Origin of the sequence: Burkholderia crassaminum (genome assembly GCF_964265005.1) — a bacterium.
Taxonomy (GTDB): Bacteria; Pseudomonadota; Gammaproteobacteria; order Burkholderiales; family Burkholderiaceae; genus Burkholderia.
In genome coordinates this window covers 1526483-1548300 of the sequence record NZ_OZ183800.1, presented here as the reverse complement: position 1 = coordinate 1548300, position 21818 = coordinate 1526483, and the positions used below count along the sequence as shown (strand labels likewise).

The following is a 21818-nucleotide window of genomic DNA, read 5'->3' as shown; positions in this document are numbered from 1 at the left end:
CTCAGCAAGAAGAGGATTAGTCATGAAGCGAATTCATCTCCCCCTCCTGCGCGCGTCGGTGATCGCCGCGTGCGCACTCGCCGCGACGGCGTCGTACCCGAAGGTCACGACGGACGACCTGAAGGCGCTCGACGGCCAGTTGACCCCGATGGGTGCGGTGCGCGCCGCGAGCAAGGACAGCAGCGTGCCCGAGTGGTCGGGCAAGTGGCTCGGCGCGCCGTCCGACGTGCAGTACAAGCGCGGCAGCCGCTACCCCGATCCGTTCGCGAACGAGAAGCCGGTCGCGACGATCACCGCGGAAAACATGGCGCAGTACGCGGAGCACCTGACCGACGGCCAGAAAGCGATGTTCAAGCGCTACCCGGCCACCTTCAAGATCATCGTCTACCCGAGCCACCGCGACTTCCGCTACCCGGATGCCGTCTACAAGGACATCCGCACGTACGCGCCCGATTCGACAATGACGTCCGACGCGAACGGCCTCACGAACGCGCCGCCGACGGTGCCCTACCCGATTCCGAAGACCGCCGCCGAACTGCTGTGGAACCAGCGTTTCTCGTCGTCGATCGGCACCGAGCAGGCCACCTACGACCAGGCGGTCGTGTACTCCGACGGCAACATCGCGTGGGGCAAGGTGCGCTACGACATCTACTCGCCGCGCAACGTCGGCAAGTACGACGTCAAGAGCGACCTGAACAACCGCACGTATTACCGCAACGCGACGGAGCTGCCGCTGTCCGACCGCGGCTCGTTGATCGTCGGTTTCACGAACTGGGACAAGGCCGGCGCGGACAACTCGTCGCGCACGTGGATGTACAACCCCGGCACGCGGCGCGTGCGCCAGGCGCCCGAATACGGCTATGACCAGCCGCAGGGCCCGGGCGGCTTCCGCACCGTCGACGACGACCGCCTGTACAACGGCCCCGGCGACCGCTACGACTGGAAGATCGTCGGCAAGCGCGAGATCTACGTGCCGTACGACAACTACAAGGTGATGGACAGCGCGGTGAAGTACGGCGACCTGCTGACCAAGGGTCACGAGAACCCGGCGTACATCCGCTACGAGCTGCATCGCGTGTGGGTGCTGCAGGCGACGCTGAAGAGCGGCTATCGCCACCAGTACGCGAAGCGCGTGCTGTACATCGACGAGGATTCGTGGCAATCGCTGCTCGCCGACAACTACGACGCGCGCGGCCAGCTCTGGCGCACCAACGTCGCGACGTCGCTGTACGCGTTCGACGCGAAGGTGTTCTACCCGAGCGCGGTGTTCTTCCACGACCTGATCTCGGGCGCGTACATGGCCGACCGCCTGACGAACGAAGGCCCGATGCCGAAGCTCGACAACAGCCCGCAGTTCAACGAGGCGTACTTCTCGCCGGACGCGATCCGCAGTTCGGGTAACTAATCAACCTGTTGACGCGGCACGCCCGCGACCCACGCGCCGGGGCCCCGCTCCGGCGCCCGACGCCGCCCGCGACGGCGGCCTTTTCCATTCGAGAATCGAGGGCCCTTTCATGTCTTCCCGCCTGCATACGACGCTCGGCGACGAGCTGTACGCCGCGTGGCACGCGCGCGCGCCGGTCGCGCCGCTGTCGAGCCGAGCGCGCCGCCTGTCGCTCGACGACGCCTACCGCATCCAGCAGCGCTTCATCGAACGCCGCGTCGAACACGGCGAGGCAGTGGTCGGCAAGAAGATCGGCGTGACGAGCCAGGCCGTGCAGGACATGCTGAACGTGCGCCAGCCCGATTTCGGCATCCTGCTGTCGGGCATGCACTACGCGGCCGGCGAGGCGATCGCCGCCGACTCGCTGATCGCGCCGCGCGCCGAGGGCGAGATCGCGTTCATCCTCGCGCGCGACCTGCGCGGCCCCGGCATCGACCGCACCGACGTGATCGCCGCGACGGCCGCCGTCGCGCCCTGCTTCGAGATCGTCGACTCGCGCATCCGCGACTGGGCGATCCGCATCGAGGACACCGTCGCCGACAACGCGTCGTGCGGCGTGTACGTGCTCGGCGACGCGCGCGTCGACCCGCGCACGCTCGATCTCGCCGCGTGCGAGATGACGATCGAGAAGAACGGCGAGCCCGTCGCGCAAGGGCGCGGCGATGCGGCACTCGGCCATCCCGCCGACGCGGTCGCGTGGCTCGCGAACACGCTCGCCGCGTACGACGTGCCGCTGCTCGCCGGCGAGATCGTACTGTCCGGCTCCCTCGCGAAACTGATTCCGGTCACCGCCGGCGACGCACTGTCGATGCACATCTCCGGCATCGGCAGCTGCGACGTCCGCTTTATCTAAAGGAAAATTCCTGATGAAGAAAATCAAATGCGCACTGATCGGGCCCGGCAACATCGGCACCGACCTGTTGTACAAGCTGCGCCGCTCGACGGTGCTCGAACCCGTGTGGATGGTCGGCGTCGATCCGGCGTCCGACGGCCTGGCCCGCGCGCGCGAGTTCGGCCTGAAGACCACCGACAAGGGCGTCGACGGGTTGCTTCCGCACGTGGCCGCCGACGACATCCGCATCGCGTTCGACGCGACGTCGGCCTACGTGCACCGTGACAACTCCGACAAGCTCACCGCGCTCGGCGTGAAGATGATCGACCTGACGCCCGCCGCGATCGGGCCGTACTGCGTGCCGCCGGTCAACCTCGACGCCCATCTCGACAGCGCGCAGGCGAACGTGAACATGGTGACCTGCGGCGGCCAGGCGACGATCCCGATGGTGTACGCGGTGTCGCGCGTGCAACCGGTCGCGTACGGCGAGATCGTCGCGACGGTATCGTCGAAGTCGGTCGGCCCCGGCACGCGCAAGAACATCGACGAATTCACGCGCACGACGTCCGGCGCGATCGAACAGGTCGGCGGCGCGCGCAAGGGCAAGGCGATCATCGTGATCAACCCGGCCGAGCCGCCGCTGATCATGCGCGACACGATCCACTGCCTGACCGACGGGCCGCCCGACGTCGATGCGATCACCGCGTCCGTGCATGCGATGGTCAAGGAGGTGCAGCGTTACGTGCCCGGTTACACGCTGAAGAACGGCCCGGTGTTCGACGGCAATCGCGTGTCGGTGTTCATGGAAGTCGAAGGGCTCGGCGATTACCTGCCGAAGTACGCGGGCAACCTCGACATCATGACCGCCGCCGCGGCCGCGACGGCCGAGCGTTTCGCCGAACAGATGCTGGCCGCGACGGCCGCTACCGCTTGAGTCGAGGAGTCACACGATGTCACTTGCAGGCAAGAAGATCACCGTCCACGACATGTCGCTGCGCGACGGGATGCACCCGAAGCGCCACCAGATCTCGCTCGACCAGATGCGCAACATCGCGCGCGGGCTCGACGCAGCCGGCGTGCCTCTGATCGAGGTTACGCACGGCGACGGCCTCGGCGGCGCATCGGTCAACTACGGGTTCCCCGCTCACACCGACGAGGCGTACCTGAGCGCCGTGATTCCGGAGCTGAAACAGGCGAAGGTGTCGGCGCTGCTGCTGCCCGGCATCGGCACCGTCGAGCACCTGCGCATGGCGCACGAACTCGGCGTCGGCACGATCCGCGTCGCGACGCACTGTACCGAGGCCGACGTGTCGGAACAGCACATTGGCCTCGCGCGCACGCTCGGGCTCGACACGGTCGGGTTCCTGATGATGGCGCACATGTCGACGCCAGAGCAGTTGGTCGTGCAGGCGAAGCTGATGGAGTCGTACGGCGCGAACTGCATCTACATCACCGATTCGGCCGGGTACATGCTGCCCGACGACGTCACCGCACGGATCGGCCAGGTACGCGACGCGCTGAAGCCGGAGACGGAACTCGGCTTCCACGGCCACCACAACCTCGCGATGGGCGTCGCGAACTCGGTCGCGGCCGTTGCCGCCGGCGCGAACCGGATCGACGCAGCCGCGGCCGGCCTCGGCGCCGGCGCGGGCAACACGCCGATGGAAGTGTTCGTCGCGGTGTGCGACCGGATGGGGATCGAGACGGGCGTTGACGTGTTCGCGATCTCGGACGTCGCCGAGGATCTCGTCGTGCCGATCATGGATGCACCGATTCGCCTCGACCGCGATGCGCTGACGCTCGGTTATGCGGGCGTCTACTCGTCGTTCCTGCTGTTCGCGAAGCGCGCGGAAGCGAAGTACGGGATTCCCGCGCGCGACATCCTCGTCGAACTGGGCCGGCAGCGGCTCGTCGGCGGGCAGGAGGACATGATCGAGGATGCGGCGCTGACGATGGTGCGGGCGCGGGAGGTGGCGGCCTGAGTGAACGACACCATGTGAGGGCACGTGACGAAACGGGGCGCAAGCCCCGTTTTGCATTTCGGTGCGCCGTCAGACTGACGCCATTCGCCATACAATTCCGCGTCACACTGCGCTGCTCCCGGTACGAATATCGGTGAAGTGCCGTCCCCTGACCCTCTTCGATCAATCTACCTGCCGATGGCGCATATCACTCGTATCGCATTTTGCGGTCTACGCCGGCTCAATGCCTTTCGCAGCTTCGGCGACGATCCTTTTCTGGACTGGATTCGATCACGGGAGCCCTGCTGGTTCGCAAGCGTCAACATCCTGATCGGCGGCAACGGTGGCGGAAAATCGACATTGATCGATCTGATCGATTCGATCCGCAGTCCCGATCGACTGACGAGTCTGCCCAGAGAAAACCTGATTGGTAACGCCGTATCGGCGTTCGAAATCGTATTCAGCGACGACAGCGCGTATTACGGCCGCGCCATTTCCACCCGGATTGCAGACGCAGAGAATGCGGACGATATCCTCGTCAACGGCCGTGACGAACTTGATATCCAGTGCCTGGAACTGCTCTATCGCAAACCTGACCAGCGAAGCACCTTCATCAAAAGGAACGTCAGCAAAGTCGGCCTCGACGATGCATCGCGGGATCGGATTCGCGCGCTCACGTCGACGATTCGGTGCAACATCCGTTACTGGCGTGAATCCGTCGAGCCAAATCTGGAATCGGTTTGCAAGATCCTCAACCGGGCCGCCGAACATCTGCCGGGCATTCTGTCTTCGTCCACCGTCGTCCGCAGCGATGAAGAACACATCTTCAAGTCGACCCTGTCCTACACGCGGGTCAATCCCTTCGGCCTGCATCGCGACGGCAGGCTGGATATCTGGCTGTCGGATGATGTCCGTCAAAGCAACCACGTCCATTTTCATTCGCTGCCGGCCGGCTGGAGGCGACTCGTATCGATCGTCGACTGGCTGGAGCAGGCGGATAGCGGATCGGTCTGCCTGATCGAAGAACCCGAAACCCACCTGCACCCGACATTGCAGCGACACCTTGCGCACGAGATCGATCGCGTCGTGCGCGACAGGAATCTGCAACTGTTCATCGCGACACACTCGCCGGTCTTCCAGCAAGTGAACGTCTGGAAAAGTACGGCCAAGGTATTCGCCGCGGTGTCGGAAGAAATCGTCGAATACTCGGACTCGATCGGGATGCTCGATCAGCTCGGCATCAAGGCGTCGGACATCTCGCAAAGCAACGGCATAGTCTGGGTAGAGGGCGCATCCGACCGCCTGTACATCAAACACTGGCTGGCGCTGTGGTGCAAAGCAAATGGCAAGGTCATGCCGATCGAGAACGTCGACTATTCGTTCTCCCTCTACGGCGGGGCATCCCTTGCGCATTTCAGCGGAAAGGACACCGGCGAATTCATCGCGATGCTCCGGATGAACCGGCATTGCGCAATCGTCATTGATCGCGATCTAAACTTCGAGACCGACACGGACGACCGATTGCGATGCAGCCGTGCCGCCAGCGCGAAAGGTCGTGTCATCGACGAACTCCTCAATCGTCCGGGCACCGCAGTCTGGGTGACCGAAAAGTACACGATCGAAGGCTACCTCCCCAGGCCGTTCTTCGATCGGTATTTTTCGATCGACGAGCGAGGCGTGATCTCGACAACCCGGCAAAAAGTATCTCTCGCGCAGAAATATATTCGAACCTCCAGCACGCTCGACGACTGCGTTGTCGGCACGGACTTGCTTGCGCAACTGGAGCGCCTGTATTCCGTCATTGAGGGGTGGTCGCGCTAGTCCTCGGAGATCGGGCTTGCTGGCGATCAACCCGATACTCATTGCACATCAGGCGCCCCCACCACGCACCGCCATACCCGTCATCGATGCTTCCCGCCATGCCTGCGCCGCCGATGCGCTTCGCGCGCCTGCAGCAGCGACGGCATCAGCTCCTCGATGTACTGCCGCGCCTGCCCGCGCGTCACGATCTCGCTGAAGCGTTGATGGGCCTTGTCATGGCCGACCAGCGCCGCATGCGCTTTCTTCAGGATGTGCAGGAACGCGATCAGGCTCGTGCCGTCGCGCACGGGCAGCGCATCGCGCGGGTCGGGGGCCGGTGTCGTACTCATGATCCGATCCTTTGCGGGCAGTCGCTGCGGCACGTCGGGGTGACGAGCGCCAGCAGGTCGTTGGCGAGACGGTCGCGGTCGGTCAGCGGCGCCATGCCGAACAGCCGCTCGAGCGTCGCGGCGACCGACGCGTGATCGTACGGCGTATGGTCGACCTGCCCGGCCGCGACCCACGGCGAAATCACGATCGCCGGCACCCGCACGCCGTACACGTCGAACCCGAAGCCGCTCGCGTTCAGCGTCGCCGCCGCGCCGTCGTTCGGCCGCGGCGCGGCGCCCGGCCGGACCGAATCGTAGAAGCCGCCGTGTTCGTCGTAGCAGATCACGAGCAGGCTGCTGTTCCACACCGGCGAATTGCGGATCGCGTTGTACACACGCGCGGCGAGCTGGTCGCCGCCCGCGAGGCCATCCATCGGATGTTGCGAGCTGCCGTTCTCGTAGGTGCCGTGCACGATGTCGCCGTAACCGGGCTCGATGAACGTATAGCGCGCCGTATAGCCGGCCGCGAGATCGGCCTCGAAATGCGCGAGGTCGTCGATGTCGAAGAAGCTGATGCCCTTCAGCGACGCGACCTGCGGCACCTGGCCGAGCGGATTGCCCGTCTGGTCCTGGTAGATGCGCCAGTTGTCGTCGCCGAGCGCGGCGAAGATCGAACCCTTCGGGTAGGGAAAGCCGTCGAACGCGTCCCACCCGCCCATTTCTTCCTTGGTCGGCGAATGGTCGAGCCCGGCCGACGACGCACCGTGCAGGAAGAAGCGATTCGGCCAGGTCGGCCCGGGCATCGACGCATGCCACGCGTCGCACAGCACGAACGCATTCGCGAGCGCATACAGCGACGGCGCCTGCGTCGCGATGTCGACGCCCTGCATGATCTTGCCCGCATCGGCCGGCTGCGGCGGCGTGCCTTCGGAATGCGACGTCGCGTAGTTCGACACGAACCCGGTATTGCCGACTGGCGGATAGGCCTGCCCTGTCACGAACGGCACGCCCGCGCCGCAGAGCTGCTCGAGCACGTCGGTGAATTCGTGGCACGGATCGGTCGGCATCTGGTCAGGCGCGCCGCCGCCGAACGGATAGACCGCGCCGCCATACGCGTTGCTGTTACCCGGCGAGGCGGCGACGATGTCGGGGTAGCCCGACAGCGCGAACAGGTGATCGAAGGAACGGTTCTCGAGCATCAGCACGAACACGTGCTGGATGCGCGCCTGAACCGACGGGGCTGCGGGGGCTGCGTCTGCACTCATGGCGCCTCCTGGCGTCGCGCGACGAAAGTCCTGCTGGCACGGTCGTTGGCCCGCTGAAAGCCACTGAAGGGATTGAAAGCCACCCACGCGGGCCGCGAATTGCCGACGAGTGTACGACCGCGCCACCCCGCGCGTAAAGCGTCATACGAAACGCGTCGGCGCATGCCGGTTCAGCCGTCGGCCGATGCGGTTTTCAGCGTGACGACATCGCGCCGCGGCGGCGCACCGAACATCCGCGCGTATTCGCGGCTGAACTGCGACGCGCTTTCGTAGCCGACGCGATACGCGGCCGTTTCCGCGTTCGCCACGCCCGTCACCATCAGGTGCCGCGCTTCCAGCAGGCGCAACTGCTTCTGATACTGCAGCGGCGTCATCGACGTGAGCGCCTTGAATTGGCGGTGAAACGCCGACGGGCTCATCTGCGCGACGGCGGCGAGCTCCTCGACGCGGATCGCCTCGGCAAACTGGCCGCGCAGCGCATGGATCGCCGCGACGACACGCTGTGCATGGCCGTTGGCGAACACGACGCGCGAGACTTCGCCGCCGTGCGGGCCGGCGAGCAGCCAGTAGCAGATTTCCCGCATCACGAGCGGCGCGACAACCGGAATCGCCGCCGGCGTATCGAGCAGCCGCATCATCCGCAGCACGCAATCGGCGAGCGGCCCGCCGAAATCGGTCACGCACACGCCATGGCCGATCGTGCCGGCCGGTTGCGGCGGCGGCGCGTCGAGACGCTCGAGCACGTCGCGCATCATCGCGAGATCGAATTCGAGCACGATGCCGAGGAACGGTTCGGTTTCGCTCGCCTTGACGACACGGCTCGTCGCCGGCATCTCGACGCTGACGACGAGCGCGCGGCCAGGCCCGTAGTCGTAGCGCCGCCCGCCGAACGTCGTCCACTTCGCGCCCTGCACGACGACGCACAGCGCCGGTTTCATGATCAGCGGCGCGGGCAGTTTCTCGCGATTGGCGCGCAGCAGGATCAGCCCGTCGATCGCCGTCGCGAACGGGCTGTCTTCGCCCTGCACGCCCGTCAGGCGTGCGACACGCTCGACCAGTTCGTCCGACATGCAGCCCCCCTCCGTATCCCGATGCCCGGATGGTACACGCGGCGCGGCGCCTCCCGGGGCGGCCGGGCAGGATCAGGCAAGAACCCGGCCGGTTCCGGCATTCAGCCGCCGCGGCGGCCGCCGTACGCTTGCCGCTGTCCGTCACCGACTTCAATCAGGAGCCCAGCATGACAGCAGCACACTCTCCCCGTTCAACCCCGAAAATCGCCGTCGTCACCGGCGGCAGCCGCGGGCTTGGCCGCAATACGGTGCTTCATCTCGCGCAGCGCGGCGTGCGCTCGATCTTCACGTATCACTCGAACCGCGCCGAGGCCGATCACGTGGTCGCGTTGACCACCGAAGCCGGGCAGGCAGCGATCGCGCTGCCGCTCGACGCCGGCGACAGCACCACGTTCACTCCCTTTGCCGCACAGCTCCGCGAAGCGCTTTCAGGCTGGGGCGCCGACCGGTTCGACTTCCTCGTCAACAACGCGGGCACCTCGCATCACGCGCCGATCGCCGAAACGACCGAAGCGGATCTCGACGCGCTCTATCGCGTGCACTTCAAGGGCGTGTTCTTCCTCACCCAGGCGCTGCTGCCGCTGATCCGCGACGGCGGCCGCATCGTGAACGTGTCGTCGGGCCTCACGCGCGTCGCCGTGCCGGGCAGCGCGGCGTACGGGTCGATGAAGGGGGCGGTCGAGGTGCTGACGCGCTATCTGGCCAAGGAGCTCGGCCCGCGCCGCATTGCGGTGAACGTCGTCGCGCCGGGCGCGGTGGCAACCGATTTCAGCGGCGGGATGGTGCGCGACAACCCGGAGGTCAATCGGCGCGTCGCGGAATGGACGGCGCTCGGCCGAGTGGGCGAGCCCGACGACATCGGCGCGATGATCGCGGCGCTGCTGTCGGACGACAACCGCTGGGTCAACGGGCAGCGCATCGAGGTGTCGGGCGGGATGGCGCTCTGAGCGTTGACTTTCGCCGATCCGTTCGATACGATCGATGCACTTTCAAGACGCCCTCCCGGTCCGCCGGGAGGGCGTTTCGTTTTGGTTCCCCAACCAAAAGGAAACCCCTTGAAATGAACCGTATCGACACCCTCGCCTCCGGCCCGAACAGCGGCCTCAGCTACCTGCAGCACGGCACGGGCCCCGAATGCGTGATGGTCATGCACGACTGGCTCGGCGACCATACGAACTACACGGCGCTGCTGCCGTATCTCGACGAAGCGGCATTCACGTACGTGTTCGTCGACCTGCGCGGCTACGGCGAATCCATCCATCTGGGCGGCGCCTGTACCGTCGACGAGATCTCGGCCGACTGTCTGGCGCTCGCGGATCGTCTCGGCTGGCAGCGCTTTCACGTGATCGGCCATTCGATGACCGGCATGGCGACACAACGGCTCGCCGCCGACGCGCCCTCCCGCATCAAGAGCGCGATCGCCGTGTGCCCGGTGTCGGCGGCCGGCAACCGCCTGAACGACGACGCGCGTGCGTTCTTCGCGAGCACGACCGTCGACGACGATGCGTTTCGCCGGCTGGTGCGATTCGTGACGGGTGGATTGTCGGCGCGCTGGGCCGACCTGAAATTGCAGCAGAACCGCGAGCGCGTGGCACCGGGCTGCCGGCTCGCGTATCTCGACATGCTGACCGGAACGGAGTTCGTCGATGATATCCGCGGGCTCGACACGCGCTTCCTGGTGATCGTCGGCGACAAGGATCCGGGGCTCGACGAAGCGGCGATGCAGACGACGTTCCTGTCGTGGCACCCGAACGCAAGGCTCGCGGTGATACCGAACTGCGGGCATTACCCGATGCAGGAGAGCCCGCCGTATTTCGCGATGATCGTCGAGGATTTCCTGCGGGACGCGGCTGCCTGAGCGTTACACACGCGCGGCGGCCGGTGAAGGCGGTGTGGGCCGCTGCGGCATGACGAAGCCGCCGGCGGCCGGTGAACGGCACGCAGCGGGTCGTCCATCCGGTTCGTCCGGCCGCGTGGGCCGGACGGGAGTCGATCGGCGCACGCGGTTGTGCGCCGATCCTTGCCGCTTAACGGCGCGGCCCGCCGGTGCGCTGCGGACGCGGCGAATTCGCGTCCTTGTGCCGGAAGTTGATACGGCCCTTGGTCAGGTCGTACATCGACAGTTCCAGCGTCACGCGGTCACCCGCGAGAATGCGGATGTGGTTCTTGCGCATGCGGCCCGACGCGTACGCGCCCACCACCACGCCGTTTTCCAGCGTGACGCGATATTTGCTGTCCGGCAGCACTTCGTCGACGATCCCGTCGAGTTCCAGCAGTTCTTCTTTTGCCAAACCAATTCCTCCAGACAAGGTGATAGACCGCGGCCGCGGCGATCTTCCGGGCGCCGTTTCCCACAACGGGACGGCGGCCGGCAGGCTGCCGGGGATCGGTTCGTTCAGACGGGCCTCGGGCCTGTCTTGCGATCGGAGCCCGGCGCGTTGCGGCGTTCGGGCGGTCGGTGGCGGCGGCGCAATGAGCGCCGCGCAAGTCGGGACCGCGCCGGCTACAACATGGCGGCGGCCTGCTCGGGTTGATGCGTTGAAGCGGTGATGCGCTCGCGAAGCGGCGAGCGCCTTACGAGGACGTTACGTCGCACGCCGTTCAGGCATGCGGGAGGGAGGCGTCACGACCGATGCATCGTGAATGTCGCGATGCATCGGTCGTGCGCATCGGAACGCGCTGGCGCCGCCAAAGCGGCGCCTCGCGCGAAACTCCATCCGGCAGCGGCCACCGACTGGCGGCCGATGCCGATGCGGCTTACTGCGGCGTGATGTTCGACGCTTGCAGACCCTTCGGGCCGCGCTTCACTTCGAAGCTGACCTTCTGGCCTTCGGCCAGGGTCTTGAAGCCCGTGCCGCGAATTTCCGAGAAATGGGCGAACAGATCGTCGCCGCCGTTGTCCGGGGAGATGAAACCAAAGCCCTTGGTTTCGTTGAACCACTTGACGGTACCGGTATCCACAAAAACTTCCTTAATACAAATAATTGAACATGCGCCCACGACGGGCACAGAAAGAATCAAAGAGGGAGAGACCAACGACTGCCGCACGGAGTGCGGCCAATGATGAGCAATCGAACTTCTTGAATACTTCGGTCATGGACACTACGCGGGAGCAGCCGTTTCGTCAAGTTATTTTGATGCGACGCACCAGCACGCCCGCCCCGTGCGCCTTATGCAGCGGGTGTTGCCGGCCGATGAGGTGAATTTCGATACGCCCCTTTTTTTGGCCGGCCCACCGGTTTTTACTGCGGCTCGAACACGTGATGCAGCGCCGGCGGCGCGCCGCCTTCGCGAATCCGCATTTCGAATGCCTTACGCGCGACGCTCGTCGGCCGCACGTCGGCCACGTCCAAGTAGAACTGCGAATACCAGTCGCGCATCTGGTACAGCGGCCCGTCGCCTTCGCACAGCAGCGGGTTGTCGATCCGCGTCTTGCTGTGCCAGATGTCGACGTCCTCGTAGAACGCGCGCTGCGCTTCCTTCACGTACGCGTTCGCGATCTCCAGGTTCTGCTCGTCGGACAGCCCGGCCACCTTCTTCACGATCACGCCGTAACGCAGCTCGAAGCTGTTCATGTCGATCGGCACGTGGCAGTTCAGCAGCACCGAGTGGATCGGCTGGCCGCCGCTCTGCCCCGTCATCTGCGTGATGTGCACGGCCGGCCCGAAATACGTCGACAGCGCGGTCAGGGCGTCGCCGCCGAGCTTCTCGCTGCGGCCGACCATCAGCTGCGTCGCCTTGTGGTCCTCGAACAGGTTCGCAAAATAGTCGATCGGCGCGCGGTGCACGGTCGCGAAGTGCGCGACGTCCGAGATGTTGTCGACCAGCTCGCGGCAGTTGGCCTGGATCACCATCTTGTCGACGACCCAGTCCGACCATTCGTCGGAGAAGCACACGTCGAGACGCGGAATCGCGACGTCGGGTGGCGGTGCGTTGCCTTCCGGGTCGTTCCACACGAACAGCAGGTTGTTTTCCTCGCAAGTCGGCCATGCGCCGATGCGTGCCTTCGGCGGAATGCGCTTGCAGTAAGGAATCGATGCGCACTGCCCTTCGCCGCTCCACGCCCAGCCGTGGAACGGGCACACGAGGTTGTCGCCCTGCACCGTGCCGAGGCTCAGGTCGGCGCCCATGTGCGGGCAATACGCGTCGACGACGTTGACCTTGCCGGTCGAATCGGCGAACGCGGCGAGCTTGCGGCCGAAGACGTTCAGCGTGTGCGGCTTGCCGTCCTTGTAGTCGCGGGCGAGCCCGAGGCAGTGCCAGCCGCGCGCATAGCGCTGCGCAAGCGGCTGGGCTTCGATCTTGTAGGGGCGTGCGGACATGTGGGTTGACTCCTCTGGTGGAGAGCGCGCGGCGGCCGGCCGCGCGCGGGGGAAATGGGGCGCGCCGTTCAGCGCATCGGGTTGCCGGGTTCGAGCGCGGGCGACGGCTTCAGCGTTGCCGGGGCCGCCGGCGACGGCTGCGCGTGCGCCTGCTGCACGCGGCGCTCGGCGCGCTCGACGCCGAGCCACGCGGCGAGCGCGGGCAGCAGGAACACCGCGCCGAACAGGTTCACGAGGAACATGAACGCGAGCAGCACGCCCATGTCGACCTGGAACTTCAGCGCGGAGAATGCCCACGTGCCGACGCCGATGAACATCGTGACGGCCGTGAACAGCGCCGCCGTGCCGCGCTGGCGCATCGCGTCAGCGAATGCGTCCGGCAGCGTCGCGCCGTGGCGGATGTCGTGCTGCAGGCGCTCGTACAGGTAGATCCCGTAGTCGACGCCCACGCCCACGCCGAGCGTGATCACCGGCAGCGTCGCGACCTTCAGCCCGATGCCGAGACGCGCCATCACCGCATTGCACAGGATCGACACGAGCGTGAGCGGCACGATGATGCACAGCACCGCGCGCCACGAGCGGAACGTGACCGCGCAGAGCAGCGCGATCGCGCCGAAGATCGACAGCAGCATCGCGATCTCCGCGTCGCCGACGGCCTCGTTGGTCGCCGCCATCACGCCGACGTTGCCGCCCGCGAGGCGGAACGCGACGTTCGGCGTCGGGTTCTCGGCGGCAAAGCGCTTGATCTCGTCGACGATGTGCGCGATGGTCGTGCCTTCGTGGTTCTTCGTGTAGATCAGCACCTGGATCGCCTTGCAGTTCGCGGTGTTCATCCCGTTGTCGGGGTCGAACGCGTTGGACCCTTGCGTGAGCCCGTCGCTGGAGCGCGGCAGCGCCGCCCAGCGCGGATTGCCCTCGTTGAACGCGGCGATGAACACCTTGCCCTGCGACGACACGCTCGTCACCGACTGCACGCCGGCCACGCCACGCATGGCCATCTCGAACTTCTCGATCGCGCTCATCACCGGGTAATGCAGGCACGCGTCGTCGAAGCCGGTCGTCTCGACGATCACCGACAGCACGTCCACGCCGATGTTGTACTGGTGCGTGATCGCCGCGTTGTCGATGTTGTAGCGCGAGTTCGCGCGCAGCTCCGGCGCGCCGGTGCCGATGTCGCCGATTTCCAGCTTGCGCGATTCGAGCGTGCCGTACGCGAGCAGCGCGAGCGCCACCGCGAACACGCCGAGCGCCGGCGCGGGCCGTGCGAACACCGCGAAGCGCGACCACATCCGGCTGCCGCCGGCCGCCGCCGTGCGCTGCGCGCGCGCCAGCGTGCCACGTTCGAGGCGCGTGTACGACAACAGGATCGGCAGGAACACCTTGTTCGTCACGATCATCAGCAGTACGCCGAGGCACGCGGTGATGCCGAGCTCGCGCACGATGTCGATCCTGATCCGCATGATCACCATGAAGCCGAGCGCGTTGGTCAGCAGCGCGACGGTGCCCGGCACGAACAGCTTGCGGAACGCGTCGCGCGCGGCGTCGACCGACGACGCGCCGCGCACCAGCGCCTGCTTCCACGCGTTGGTCATCTGCACTGCGTGCGACACGCCGATCGAGAAAATCAGGAACGGCACGAGGATCGACATCGGGTCGATGCCGAGCCCGAGCAGCGGCAGCGCGCCGAGCAGCCACACGACCGGCAGCAGCGCGACGACGAGCGCGAGCACGGTGGTCTTCAGCGAGCGCGTGTACGCGAACAGCAGCGCGGCCGTCACGAGGAACGCGAGCGCGAAGAACGCCATCACGCCCGAGATGCCGTTCTCGACGTCGCCGACCAGCTTCGCGAAGCCGATGATGTTCACGTCGATGCCCTGCTTCGCGTACTTCGCGCGGATCTCCTCGAGCTGGCGCGCGACCGCGCTGTAGTCGAGCCGCTTGCCGGTGGCCGGGTCGGTCTCGCGCAGTTCCGCGCGGATCAGTGCCGATTTCAGGTCGTTGCCGACGAGGCGGCCAATCTGCCCGGAACGCGCGACGTTGCGGCGCACCTTCGCGAGATCGTCCGGGTTCGCGCTCGAGAACTGGCCGGGCACGACCACGTCGCCGCGGAAGCCGGCCTCGGTCACCTCGGTGTAGTGGACGTTCGGCGTGAACAGCGAGAACACGCGCGAGCGGTTCACGCCGGGGATGAAGAAGACGTCGTCGGTCGCATGGCGCAGCGCGTCCATGAACGTCTGGTTGTAGATGTCGCCGTCGCCCTTCCAGCGCAGGCTCACGAGGATCGTGTTCGCGCCGGGGAACGCGCCCGCGTAGCGCTCGAACACCTGCATGTACGGGTGCTGCATCGGGATCATCTTGTTGAAGCCCGGATCGAGCTTCAGGCGCGTGGCCGACAAGCCGAGCGCGAGCGTCACCGCGACGCACAGCAGCATCAGCAGCTTGCGCTGGCGAATGATCGTGTTGGCGCAGCGCTCGACGAACGCGGCGAGACGCGACGCGGCGGCGGCTTCAGGGGGACGTGACAGGTCGTTCATGGGTTTCTCGTGTCGGTGCTGACGATACGGACGATGCTGACGATGCGGATGGGTGCGGCGTGACGGACGGATGCCGGCGGCTGTGAAAGCCGCCGTGGCCGTGCATCAGGACGGCGACGCGGCGAGCGGCGCGACGCCGGCCTCGCCGCCGAGCAGCAGCGCGCCGTGGCCCATGTCGAGCACGGCAGCGAGGCTCTGCACGCCGCCGAGCTTGCGCACGTCGAAGGTCAGCCCGCCGTCGCGCGACGCGACGATCGCGCCGCCCTGGCCGACCAGCACGAGTTCGCCGTCAGTAAGCTGGGTCGCGCCGAAATACGACACCGGCACGTGGCTGTCGACATGCGTCCAGGTCGCGCCGCGATCGGTGCTGCGCACCACGTTGCCGCGCATCCCGTACGCGACCCAGTCGCCGTTGGCGAGCATCAGCGCGCCGAACAGCGAACCGGCGTACGGCGACGGCAGCTTGTCCCACGTGGCGCCGTTGTCGGTCGAGCGCAGCAGCGTGCCGCTCTCGCCCGCGACCAGCAGGTTGCCGTGGCCGTCGCCGACGATCGCGTTCAGGTGACGGTCGCCGGCCGGCGTCTTCACGGTCTGCCAGTTCAGGCCCGCGTCATCCGAGCGCAGCAACTGGCCGAAGCTGCCGGCCGCGAACAGCGGGCCGTCCGCCGTGCCCCATACGGACAGCAGCGGATCGGAATGTTCATGGTCCATGTGCACTTCACGCCAGTGCATGCCGGCGTCGTCGCTGCGGACGATCCGGCCGTCGTGGCCGACCGCGATCCCGAGCGTCGGCGTGATGAAGCGCACCTGCGTGAGCGTCGATGCCTGGTCGGGTGTGACCGTTGCCGGCCGCCAGTGCGCGCCCGCGTCGTCGCTCAGCAGGATCACGCCGCGTTCGCCGACCGCGACGATGCGCGCGCCGGCCCGGGCGAGCCCGTTGATCTGCAGCCGGTCCGCATGGATCGCGGTGACCGGGAACGCCGGCAGCGGGCGCGGCGAAAACGCGAACAGCGCGGCGCCGAGCACGAGCGCCGACATCGCGAGTCCGGGCAAGGTTCGTTTCATGCTTGTCTCCTGTTTCTGCGTTCGATGGCCGTTTGCGCGTGCGCGCCGACAACCGTCGCCTGCAAGTCTCCGGGCCGCCGGTCATGGCCGCGGCCTCGAATGTTCCTGACTGGATGGCCGCATGTGCGGTGCGGCCTGTCCGCGTACCGCTACGCGCCGACTTCGAACAGCGCGGCGGCACCCATCCCGCCGCCGATGCACATCGTCACGACCGCATGCCGCACGCCGTGCCGCGCGCCTTCGAGCAGCGCGTGCATCGTCATCCGCGTACCCGACATCCCGAACGGATGGCCGAGCGCGATCGCGCCGCCATCGACGTTCAACCGCTCGTCGGGAATGCCGAGCGTGTCGCGGCAATACAGCGCCTGGCACGCGAACGCCTCGTTCAGTTCCCACAGCCCGATGTCGCCGACGGTCATGCCGAAGCGCGCCAGCAGCTTCGGAATCGCGAACACCGGGCCGATGCCCATCTCGTCCGGCTCGCAGCCGGCCACCGCGAGGCCGCGGAACACGCCGAGCGGCGTCAGCCCGCGGCGTACCGCCTCGCTGCGCGACATCACGACCACGGCCGCCGCGCCGTCCGACAGTTGCGACGCATTGCCGGCCGTCACGAACTCGCCCTGCTCGACGACCTTGCCGCCGCTCCACGACGGCTTCAGCCCCGCGAGCCGTTCGGCCGTCGTATCGGCGCGCACGCCTTCGTCACGCGCCGCGTTCACATCCTCGTAACCGGCCGGATTGCCTTCCTTGTCGAACAGCGCGCGCCGCACGTCGAGCGGCGCGATTTCCGCATCGAAGCGGCCGGCCGCCTGCGCGTCTGCGGTGCGCTGGTGGCTCTGCAGCGCGAATTCGTCCTGCGCCGCACGCGAGATCCCGTAGCGGCGCGACACGATCTCGGCCGTTTCCATCATCGCCATGTAGGCGGCCGGCTGGTGGTCGAGCACGGCCTGCGAACGCGCGCGATACGCGTTCTTGTGCTTGTTCTGCGTGAGCGAGATCGACTCGACGCCGCCCGCGACGACGATCCGCGCGTCGCCCGCGCCGATGCTGCGCGCGGCGCTCGCGATCGACATCAGGCCCGACGAGCACATGCGGTCGATCGCCATGCCGGGCACCGATGCCGGCAGCCCGGCCGCCGCGGCCGACAGGCGGCCGATGTTGTAGCCCTGCGTGCCCTGCTGCGCGGCGCAGCCGATCAGCACGTCGTCGACGTCGGCCGGCGCGACGCCCGCGCGTTCGAGCGCGGTGCGCACGACGTGGCCGCCCAGCGCGGGCGCCTCGGTGTCGTTGAACATGCCGCGAAACGCCTTGCCGATCGGCGTGCGTGCGACGGAAACGATGACTGCGTCTTCCATGTGCTGCCTCTCTGAATCTCGAACTAAAAGTAGTAGCGGCTGATCGTGTCGGCCACACAGCCGGGCTTCGCTTCGCCTTCGATCTCGACGGTCACGCGTATCCACGCCTGCACGCCGCCTTCGAGCGGCTCGACGCGCAACAGCTCGCCGACACCGCGCACGCGCGCGCCGACCTTCACCGGCGCGGGGAAGCGGATCTTGTCGCAGCCGTAGTTGACGCCGAGCCGCGCGCCGTCGATGCGCACGATCTGCGGCAGGAAAAAATTGACGAGCGACAGCGTCAGGTAGCCGTGCGCGATGCACGCGCCGAACGGGCCGTCCTTCGCGCGCACGGGGTCGACGTGGACCCACTGGTGGTCGCCCGTCGCGTCGGCGAAACCGTCGATGCGGATCTGGTCGATCGCGAGCCACGCGCTCGCGCCGAGCGTGTCGCCAACGGCCGCCGCGAGTTCGCCGGGATGCGCGAACACGCGGGGCGCCGCGCGCACGGGGTCGAGGGTCGTGCTCATCATGCGTGCTGGCTGCTGACCGACAGCACTTCGCCCGTCATGTACGACGCGTAATCGCTTGCAAGAAACACCATCACGTTCGCGACCTCCCAGACTTCGGCGGCGCGCCCAAAGGCTTCGCGCGACGCCAGTTGATTCAGCAGGTCGGCCGGAGCCGACTTCTTCAGAAAATCGTGCATCGCGATGCTCGGTGCGACCGCGTTGATGCGCACGCCGTACGGCGACGCCTCGAGCGCCGCGCAGCGCGTGAGCGCCATCACGCCCGCTTTCGCCGCCGCGTAGTGCGCCTGTTCCGCCTGCGCGCGCCAGCCGAGCACCGATGCGTTGTTGACGATCGCGCCGCGGCCTCGGGCCTGCATGTGCGGCAGCATCGCGCGCGTCATCCGGAACGTCCCGGTGAGGCTAATGTCGATCACGCGCGACCATTCGGCATCGTCCATATCGACGATGCGGGTCGATCCGCCGAGTCCGGCGTTGTTGATCAGCACGTCGACGCCGTCGAGCTTGTCCTGGGCTTCGGCGACGAGCGCCTGCACGTCAGCCTCGACCGCGACGTTGCACAGGCGGCCGTAGACCTGTTGCAGCCCCGTTTCCGCGCGCAGCGTCTCGACGGCCTGTTCGAGGCGCTTTTCGTGGATGTCGGAGATGAACAGCGCGCGGCAGCCTTCTTCCGCGCAACGTCGCGCGGCCGCGAAGCCGATGCCGGCGCCGGCGGCGGCCGTTATCAGCACCGATTTGCCGGCGAGCAGCTGGTGGCCCGGCACGTACGCCGGCGCTTTCTGGATCTGGGGTTCGGTCATGCTGTGCCTCGTGGTTCTCTGGGCATGCCGAGCCCGCGCTCGGCCATGATGTTGAGCTGGATTTCGTTGGTGCCGGCGTAGATCGTGTCCGCACGGGAGAACAGGAATACGCGCTGCAGATGGGTGAGCTTTTCGTCGGCCGGATCGATCACGTTCGCGCGGGACCCAAGCGCGTCCATCGCGAGCTGACCGAGGTCGCGGTGCCAGTTCGACCAGAAATACTTGTAGATCAGCGCCTCGCGGCGCAGCGGCGCGGTGGCCCCGCCATCGGCGTCGTCCGCGTCGGACAGCATCCGCAGCGCGTTGTAGCGCATCACGCGCAGCCCGGCCCACGCGCGGCCGATCCGCTGGCGCAACACGGGGTCGCGGTCCGCGCCCGATTCGCGCGCAGCGTCGATCACCCATTCGAGTTCGCGGACGAACTGCATCTGCTGGCCGAGCGTCGACATCCCGCGCTCGAAGCCGAGCAGCGTCATCGCGATCCGCCAGCCGTCGCCGGGCGCGCCGACGAGGTCGCGCGCATCGGCACGCGCGCCGTCGAAGAACACTTCGTTGAATTCGGCACCGCCGTTGAGCTGCTTGATCGGACGGATCTCGATGCCAGGCTGGTCGAGCGGCATCAGCAGGAACGACAGCCCCTTGTTGCCCTTCGACGCGGGATCGGTGCGCGCAAGCACGAAGATCCAGTCGGAATCGTGTGCGAGCGACGTCCAGACCTTCTGGCCGTAGACGCGCCACGTGCCGTCCGCGTCCGGTTCGGCACGCGTACGCACGTTGGCCAGGTCGGAACCCGCGCCCGGCTCCGAATAGCCCTGGCACCAGAACTGCGTGCCGGCCAGGATGCCGGGCAGGAAACGCGCGCGCTGGTCGTCGGTGCCGCACGCGACGAGCGTCGGCCCGAGCAGCCCTTCGCCGATGTGGCCCATCCGCCCGGGGCCGCCCGCGCGTGCGTATTCCTCGTGGAAGATCACCTGTTCGGCGACCGAGAAGCCGCGTCCGCCGGCGCTGGTCGGCCAGCCGAGCCCGGTCCAGCCGCCCTTCGCCATTTCCCGTTCCCACGCCTTGCGCAGCTCGGGCCACGCTTCCTCGTCGCCGGGGCCGCCGCGATATTTCAGGCACGCGAAGTCGCCGCTCAGGTGCGAGCGCACCCAGTCGGCCACTTCGTGCCGCAATTGCTGTTCACGCGTTTCGCTGTTCATTGAAGGGCTCCTGCGCGTGCGGCGGATGGGCGCGCTGCCAGAGAAAGCGGCTGCGTCGCGAGCGCTTCGTCGCGCTGCGATGCGCCGCCGTCGATCGCATGGGACGCGATCCATTCGAGCAGTTGCGGCGTGCTGCCGAACTGCGCACCCGATGCCTGTGCGCGCTTGAAGTAGAGATGCGGGTCGTATTCCCACGTAAAGCCGACACCGCCGTGCAACTGGATCGCTTCCTGTGCGCAGAACGCATACGCGTCGTTCGCGGCGGCTTTCGCGGCGGCAATGTCGGCACACAGCGCGGCACCGGGCGTCGCACCGCCCGCTTCCGCATCCCATGCGTGCGCCGCGCCGAGCACAGCCGAGCGCGCCGATTCGATCAGCACCATCATCTGTGCGCAGCGATGCTTGACGGCCTGGAACGACGCGATCGCGCGGCCGAACTGCACGCGCTGCGTCGTGTAGTCGAGCGTCAGGTCGAGACATTGCTGCGCACCGCCGAGCTGTTCGGCGGCCAGCGCGAGCGCGGCGAACCAGCCGGCACGTTCGAGGATCGCCGTGGCGTCGCGGCCCGCGATCAGCGCGTCGCGGCTCACGCGCACGTCGTCGAGCGCAATCCGCGCGAGCGGCCGCGTCGCGTCGAGCGTATCGAGCGGTGTCACCGCCACGCCGGCTGCGCCGGCGGTCATGTCGATCGCGAACAGGCCGACCGACTGCCCTTCGTTTGCGATCCGCGCCGGAACCAGCAGCAGGTCGGCGCGTGCGCCGTCGAGCACTTGTGCGGCGACGCCGGACAACGCGAAGCCGGCCGCGGTTTCTTCCGCGATGAACGGAAGCGCTCGCGCCCCGGCCGGGGCGTCGAACGAGTCGCCGAAAGATGCGCCGAACGCATCGGCGCCCGGCCCGCCATATGGCCGGCCGCCCCGTGTGCCACCCGGCTCGCCGAACGGCCAGTCGAACGGCAGGGCCAGCGTCGCGCTGCACGCGCCTTCGGCGATCTTCGCGAGCCAGCCGGTCGCCGAAGGCGTGTCGCAGCCGGCGAGCGCGGTCGCCGCGAGGCACGCGGTCGAAAAATACGGCACGCACGCAACGCGCCGGCCGAGCTGTTCCATCAAAACCGTCTGTTCGACCGCACCGAGCCCGAGCCCGCCTGCCGATTCCGGCAGCGCGAGCGCGTTCCAGCCGAGCTCGCCCGCGAGCGTGGCCCACAGCGCATCGTCGCGGCCGGCGGACTGCTCGATCGCGCGGCGCACGTCGGCGGACGCGCTGCGTTCGGCGAGCACGTCGGCGGCCGCGTCACGGATCATCGCCTGTTCGTCGGTGAGCGCCAGATCCATGC

20 protein-coding genes are annotated in these 21818 nt (G+C 67.3%); 7 read left to right on the top strand and 13 right to left on the bottom strand.

The window, feature by feature from the left end:
• Positions 1-22 precede the first annotated feature (22 nt).
• The 5 genes from ACPTTF_RS23990 (at position 23) to ACPTTF_RS23970 (ending at position 6058) form a co-directional block, all read left to right on the top strand.
• Positions 23-1405 carry a DUF1329 domain-containing protein gene (locus ACPTTF_RS23990; RefSeq protein ID WP_166952246.1) on the top strand — a complete coding sequence of 461 codons (1383 nt, stop codon included), beginning with the start codon at positions 23-25 and terminating at the stop codon, positions 1403-1405.
• A gap of 109 nt (positions 1406-1514) precedes the next feature.
• On the top strand, positions 1515-2297 hold the full coding sequence (gene dmpE / locus ACPTTF_RS23985; protein ID WP_166952243.1) for a 2-oxopent-4-enoate hydratase: 783 nt from the start codon (positions 1515-1517) through the stop codon (positions 2295-2297).
• A gap of 13 nt (positions 2298-2310) precedes the next feature.
• A complete protein-coding gene (locus ACPTTF_RS23980) occupies positions 2311-3210 on the top strand; it encodes an acetaldehyde dehydrogenase (acetylating) (RefSeq protein WP_166952240.1) in 900 nt (299 codons plus the stop codon).
• Positions 3211-3226: 16 nt separating this feature from the next.
• A complete protein-coding gene (gene dmpG, locus ACPTTF_RS23975; protein ID WP_423368490.1) occupies positions 3227-4258 on the top strand; it encodes a 4-hydroxy-2-oxovalerate aldolase in 1032 nt (343 codons plus the stop codon).
• 177 nt (positions 4259-4435) lie between these two features.
• Positions 4436-6058: an AAA family ATPase gene (locus tag ACPTTF_RS23970; RefSeq protein WP_423368489.1), complete on the top strand. Its 1623-nt coding sequence runs from the start codon at positions 4436-4438 to the stop codon at positions 6056-6058.
• Between the two features lie 80 nt (positions 6059-6138).
• Here the strand turns inward: ACPTTF_RS23970 and ACPTTF_RS23965 are convergent, their stop codons facing one another.
• From ACPTTF_RS23965 to ACPTTF_RS23955, 3 genes are all read right to left on the bottom strand, one after another.
• A complete protein-coding gene (locus ACPTTF_RS23965) occupies positions 6139-6387 on the bottom strand; it encodes a hypothetical protein (RefSeq protein ID WP_166952234.1) in 249 nt (82 codons plus the stop codon).
• The gene (locus ACPTTF_RS23960) at positions 6384-7631 is read right to left on the bottom strand and encodes an alkaline phosphatase family protein (RefSeq protein ID WP_423368488.1); all 1248 of its coding nucleotides are present in this window, start codon (positions 7629-7631) and stop codon (positions 6384-6386) included. Before ACPTTF_RS23960 ends, ACPTTF_RS23965 begins: the two co-directional genes overlap by 4 nt.
• Positions 7632-7801: 170 nt before the next feature.
• Positions 7802-8701, bottom strand: a complete 900-nt coding sequence (locus ACPTTF_RS23955; RefSeq protein ID WP_423368487.1) for an AraC family transcriptional regulator N-terminal domain-containing protein — start codon at positions 8699-8701, stop codon at positions 7802-7804.
• A gap of 167 nt (positions 8702-8868) precedes the next feature.
• On the opposite strand from ACPTTF_RS23955, the gene ACPTTF_RS23950 reads away from it, so the two are divergent.
• Both ACPTTF_RS23950 and ACPTTF_RS23945 read left to right on the top strand, forming a co-directional pair.
• Positions 8869-9648 (top strand): SDR family NAD(P)-dependent oxidoreductase, encoded by a 780-nt coding sequence (locus tag ACPTTF_RS23950; RefSeq protein WP_423368486.1) that lies wholly within the window; start codon positions 8869-8871, stop codon positions 9646-9648.
• Positions 9649-9761: 113 nt separating this feature from the next.
• Positions 9762-10559: an alpha/beta fold hydrolase gene (locus ACPTTF_RS23945; protein WP_423368485.1), complete on the top strand. Its 798-nt coding sequence runs from the start codon at positions 9762-9764 to the stop codon at positions 10557-10559.
• A 169-nt stretch (positions 10560-10728) separates the two neighbouring features.
• Here the strand turns inward: ACPTTF_RS23945 and infA are convergent, their stop codons facing one another.
• The 10 genes from infA to ACPTTF_RS23895 all read right to left on the bottom strand — a co-directional run bounded on the left by infA (position 10729) and on the right by ACPTTF_RS23895 (position 21816).
• Positions 10729-10992, bottom strand: a complete 264-nt coding sequence (infA, locus tag ACPTTF_RS23940; protein ID WP_166952219.1) for a translation initiation factor IF-1 — start codon at positions 10990-10992, stop codon at positions 10729-10731.
• 466 nt (positions 10993-11458) lie between these two features.
• A complete protein-coding gene (locus ACPTTF_RS23935; protein WP_006483056.1) occupies positions 11459-11662 on the bottom strand; it encodes a cold-shock protein in 204 nt (67 codons plus the stop codon).
• Between the two features lie 281 nt (positions 11663-11943).
• Complete coding sequence (locus ACPTTF_RS23930) at positions 11944-13023, bottom strand: Rieske 2Fe-2S domain-containing protein (RefSeq protein WP_423368484.1); 1080 nt, start codon at positions 13021-13023, stop codon at positions 11944-11946.
• Between the two features lie 68 nt (positions 13024-13091).
• On the bottom strand, positions 13092-15557 hold the full coding sequence (locus ACPTTF_RS23925; protein WP_423368483.1) for an efflux RND transporter permease subunit: 2466 nt from the start codon (positions 15555-15557) through the stop codon (positions 13092-13094).
• Positions 15558-15662: 105 nt separating this feature from the next.
• The gene (locus ACPTTF_RS23920; protein WP_423368482.1) at positions 15663-16622 is read right to left on the bottom strand and encodes a WD40/YVTN/BNR-like repeat-containing protein; all 960 of its coding nucleotides are present in this window, start codon (positions 16620-16622) and stop codon (positions 15663-15665) included.
• 149 nt (positions 16623-16771) lie between these two features.
• On the bottom strand, positions 16772-17977 hold the full coding sequence (locus ACPTTF_RS23915; RefSeq protein WP_423368481.1) for an acetyl-CoA C-acyltransferase: 1206 nt from the start codon (positions 17975-17977) through the stop codon (positions 16772-16774).
• 23 nt (positions 17978-18000) lie between these two features.
• Positions 18001-18486, bottom strand: coding sequence for a MaoC family dehydratase (locus ACPTTF_RS23910; protein WP_423369865.1), 486 nt, complete (start codon positions 18484-18486; stop codon positions 18001-18003).
• Positions 18486-19286 carry an SDR family oxidoreductase gene (locus tag ACPTTF_RS23905; protein WP_089447760.1) on the bottom strand — a complete coding sequence of 267 codons (801 nt, stop codon included), beginning with the start codon at positions 19284-19286 and terminating at the stop codon, positions 18486-18488. Before ACPTTF_RS23905 ends, ACPTTF_RS23910 begins: the two co-directional genes overlap by 1 nt.
• Positions 19283-20485 carry an acyl-CoA dehydrogenase family protein gene (locus ACPTTF_RS23900; protein WP_423368480.1) on the bottom strand — a complete coding sequence of 401 codons (1203 nt, stop codon included), beginning with the start codon at positions 20483-20485 and terminating at the stop codon, positions 19283-19285. Before ACPTTF_RS23900 ends, ACPTTF_RS23905 begins: the two co-directional genes overlap by 4 nt.
• Positions 20482-21816 carry an acyl-CoA dehydrogenase family protein gene (locus ACPTTF_RS23895; RefSeq protein ID WP_423368479.1) on the bottom strand — a complete coding sequence of 445 codons (1335 nt, stop codon included), beginning with the start codon at positions 21814-21816 and terminating at the stop codon, positions 20482-20484. Before ACPTTF_RS23895 ends, ACPTTF_RS23900 begins: the two co-directional genes overlap by 4 nt.
• Between the last annotated feature and the right edge of the window lie 2 nt (positions 21817-21818).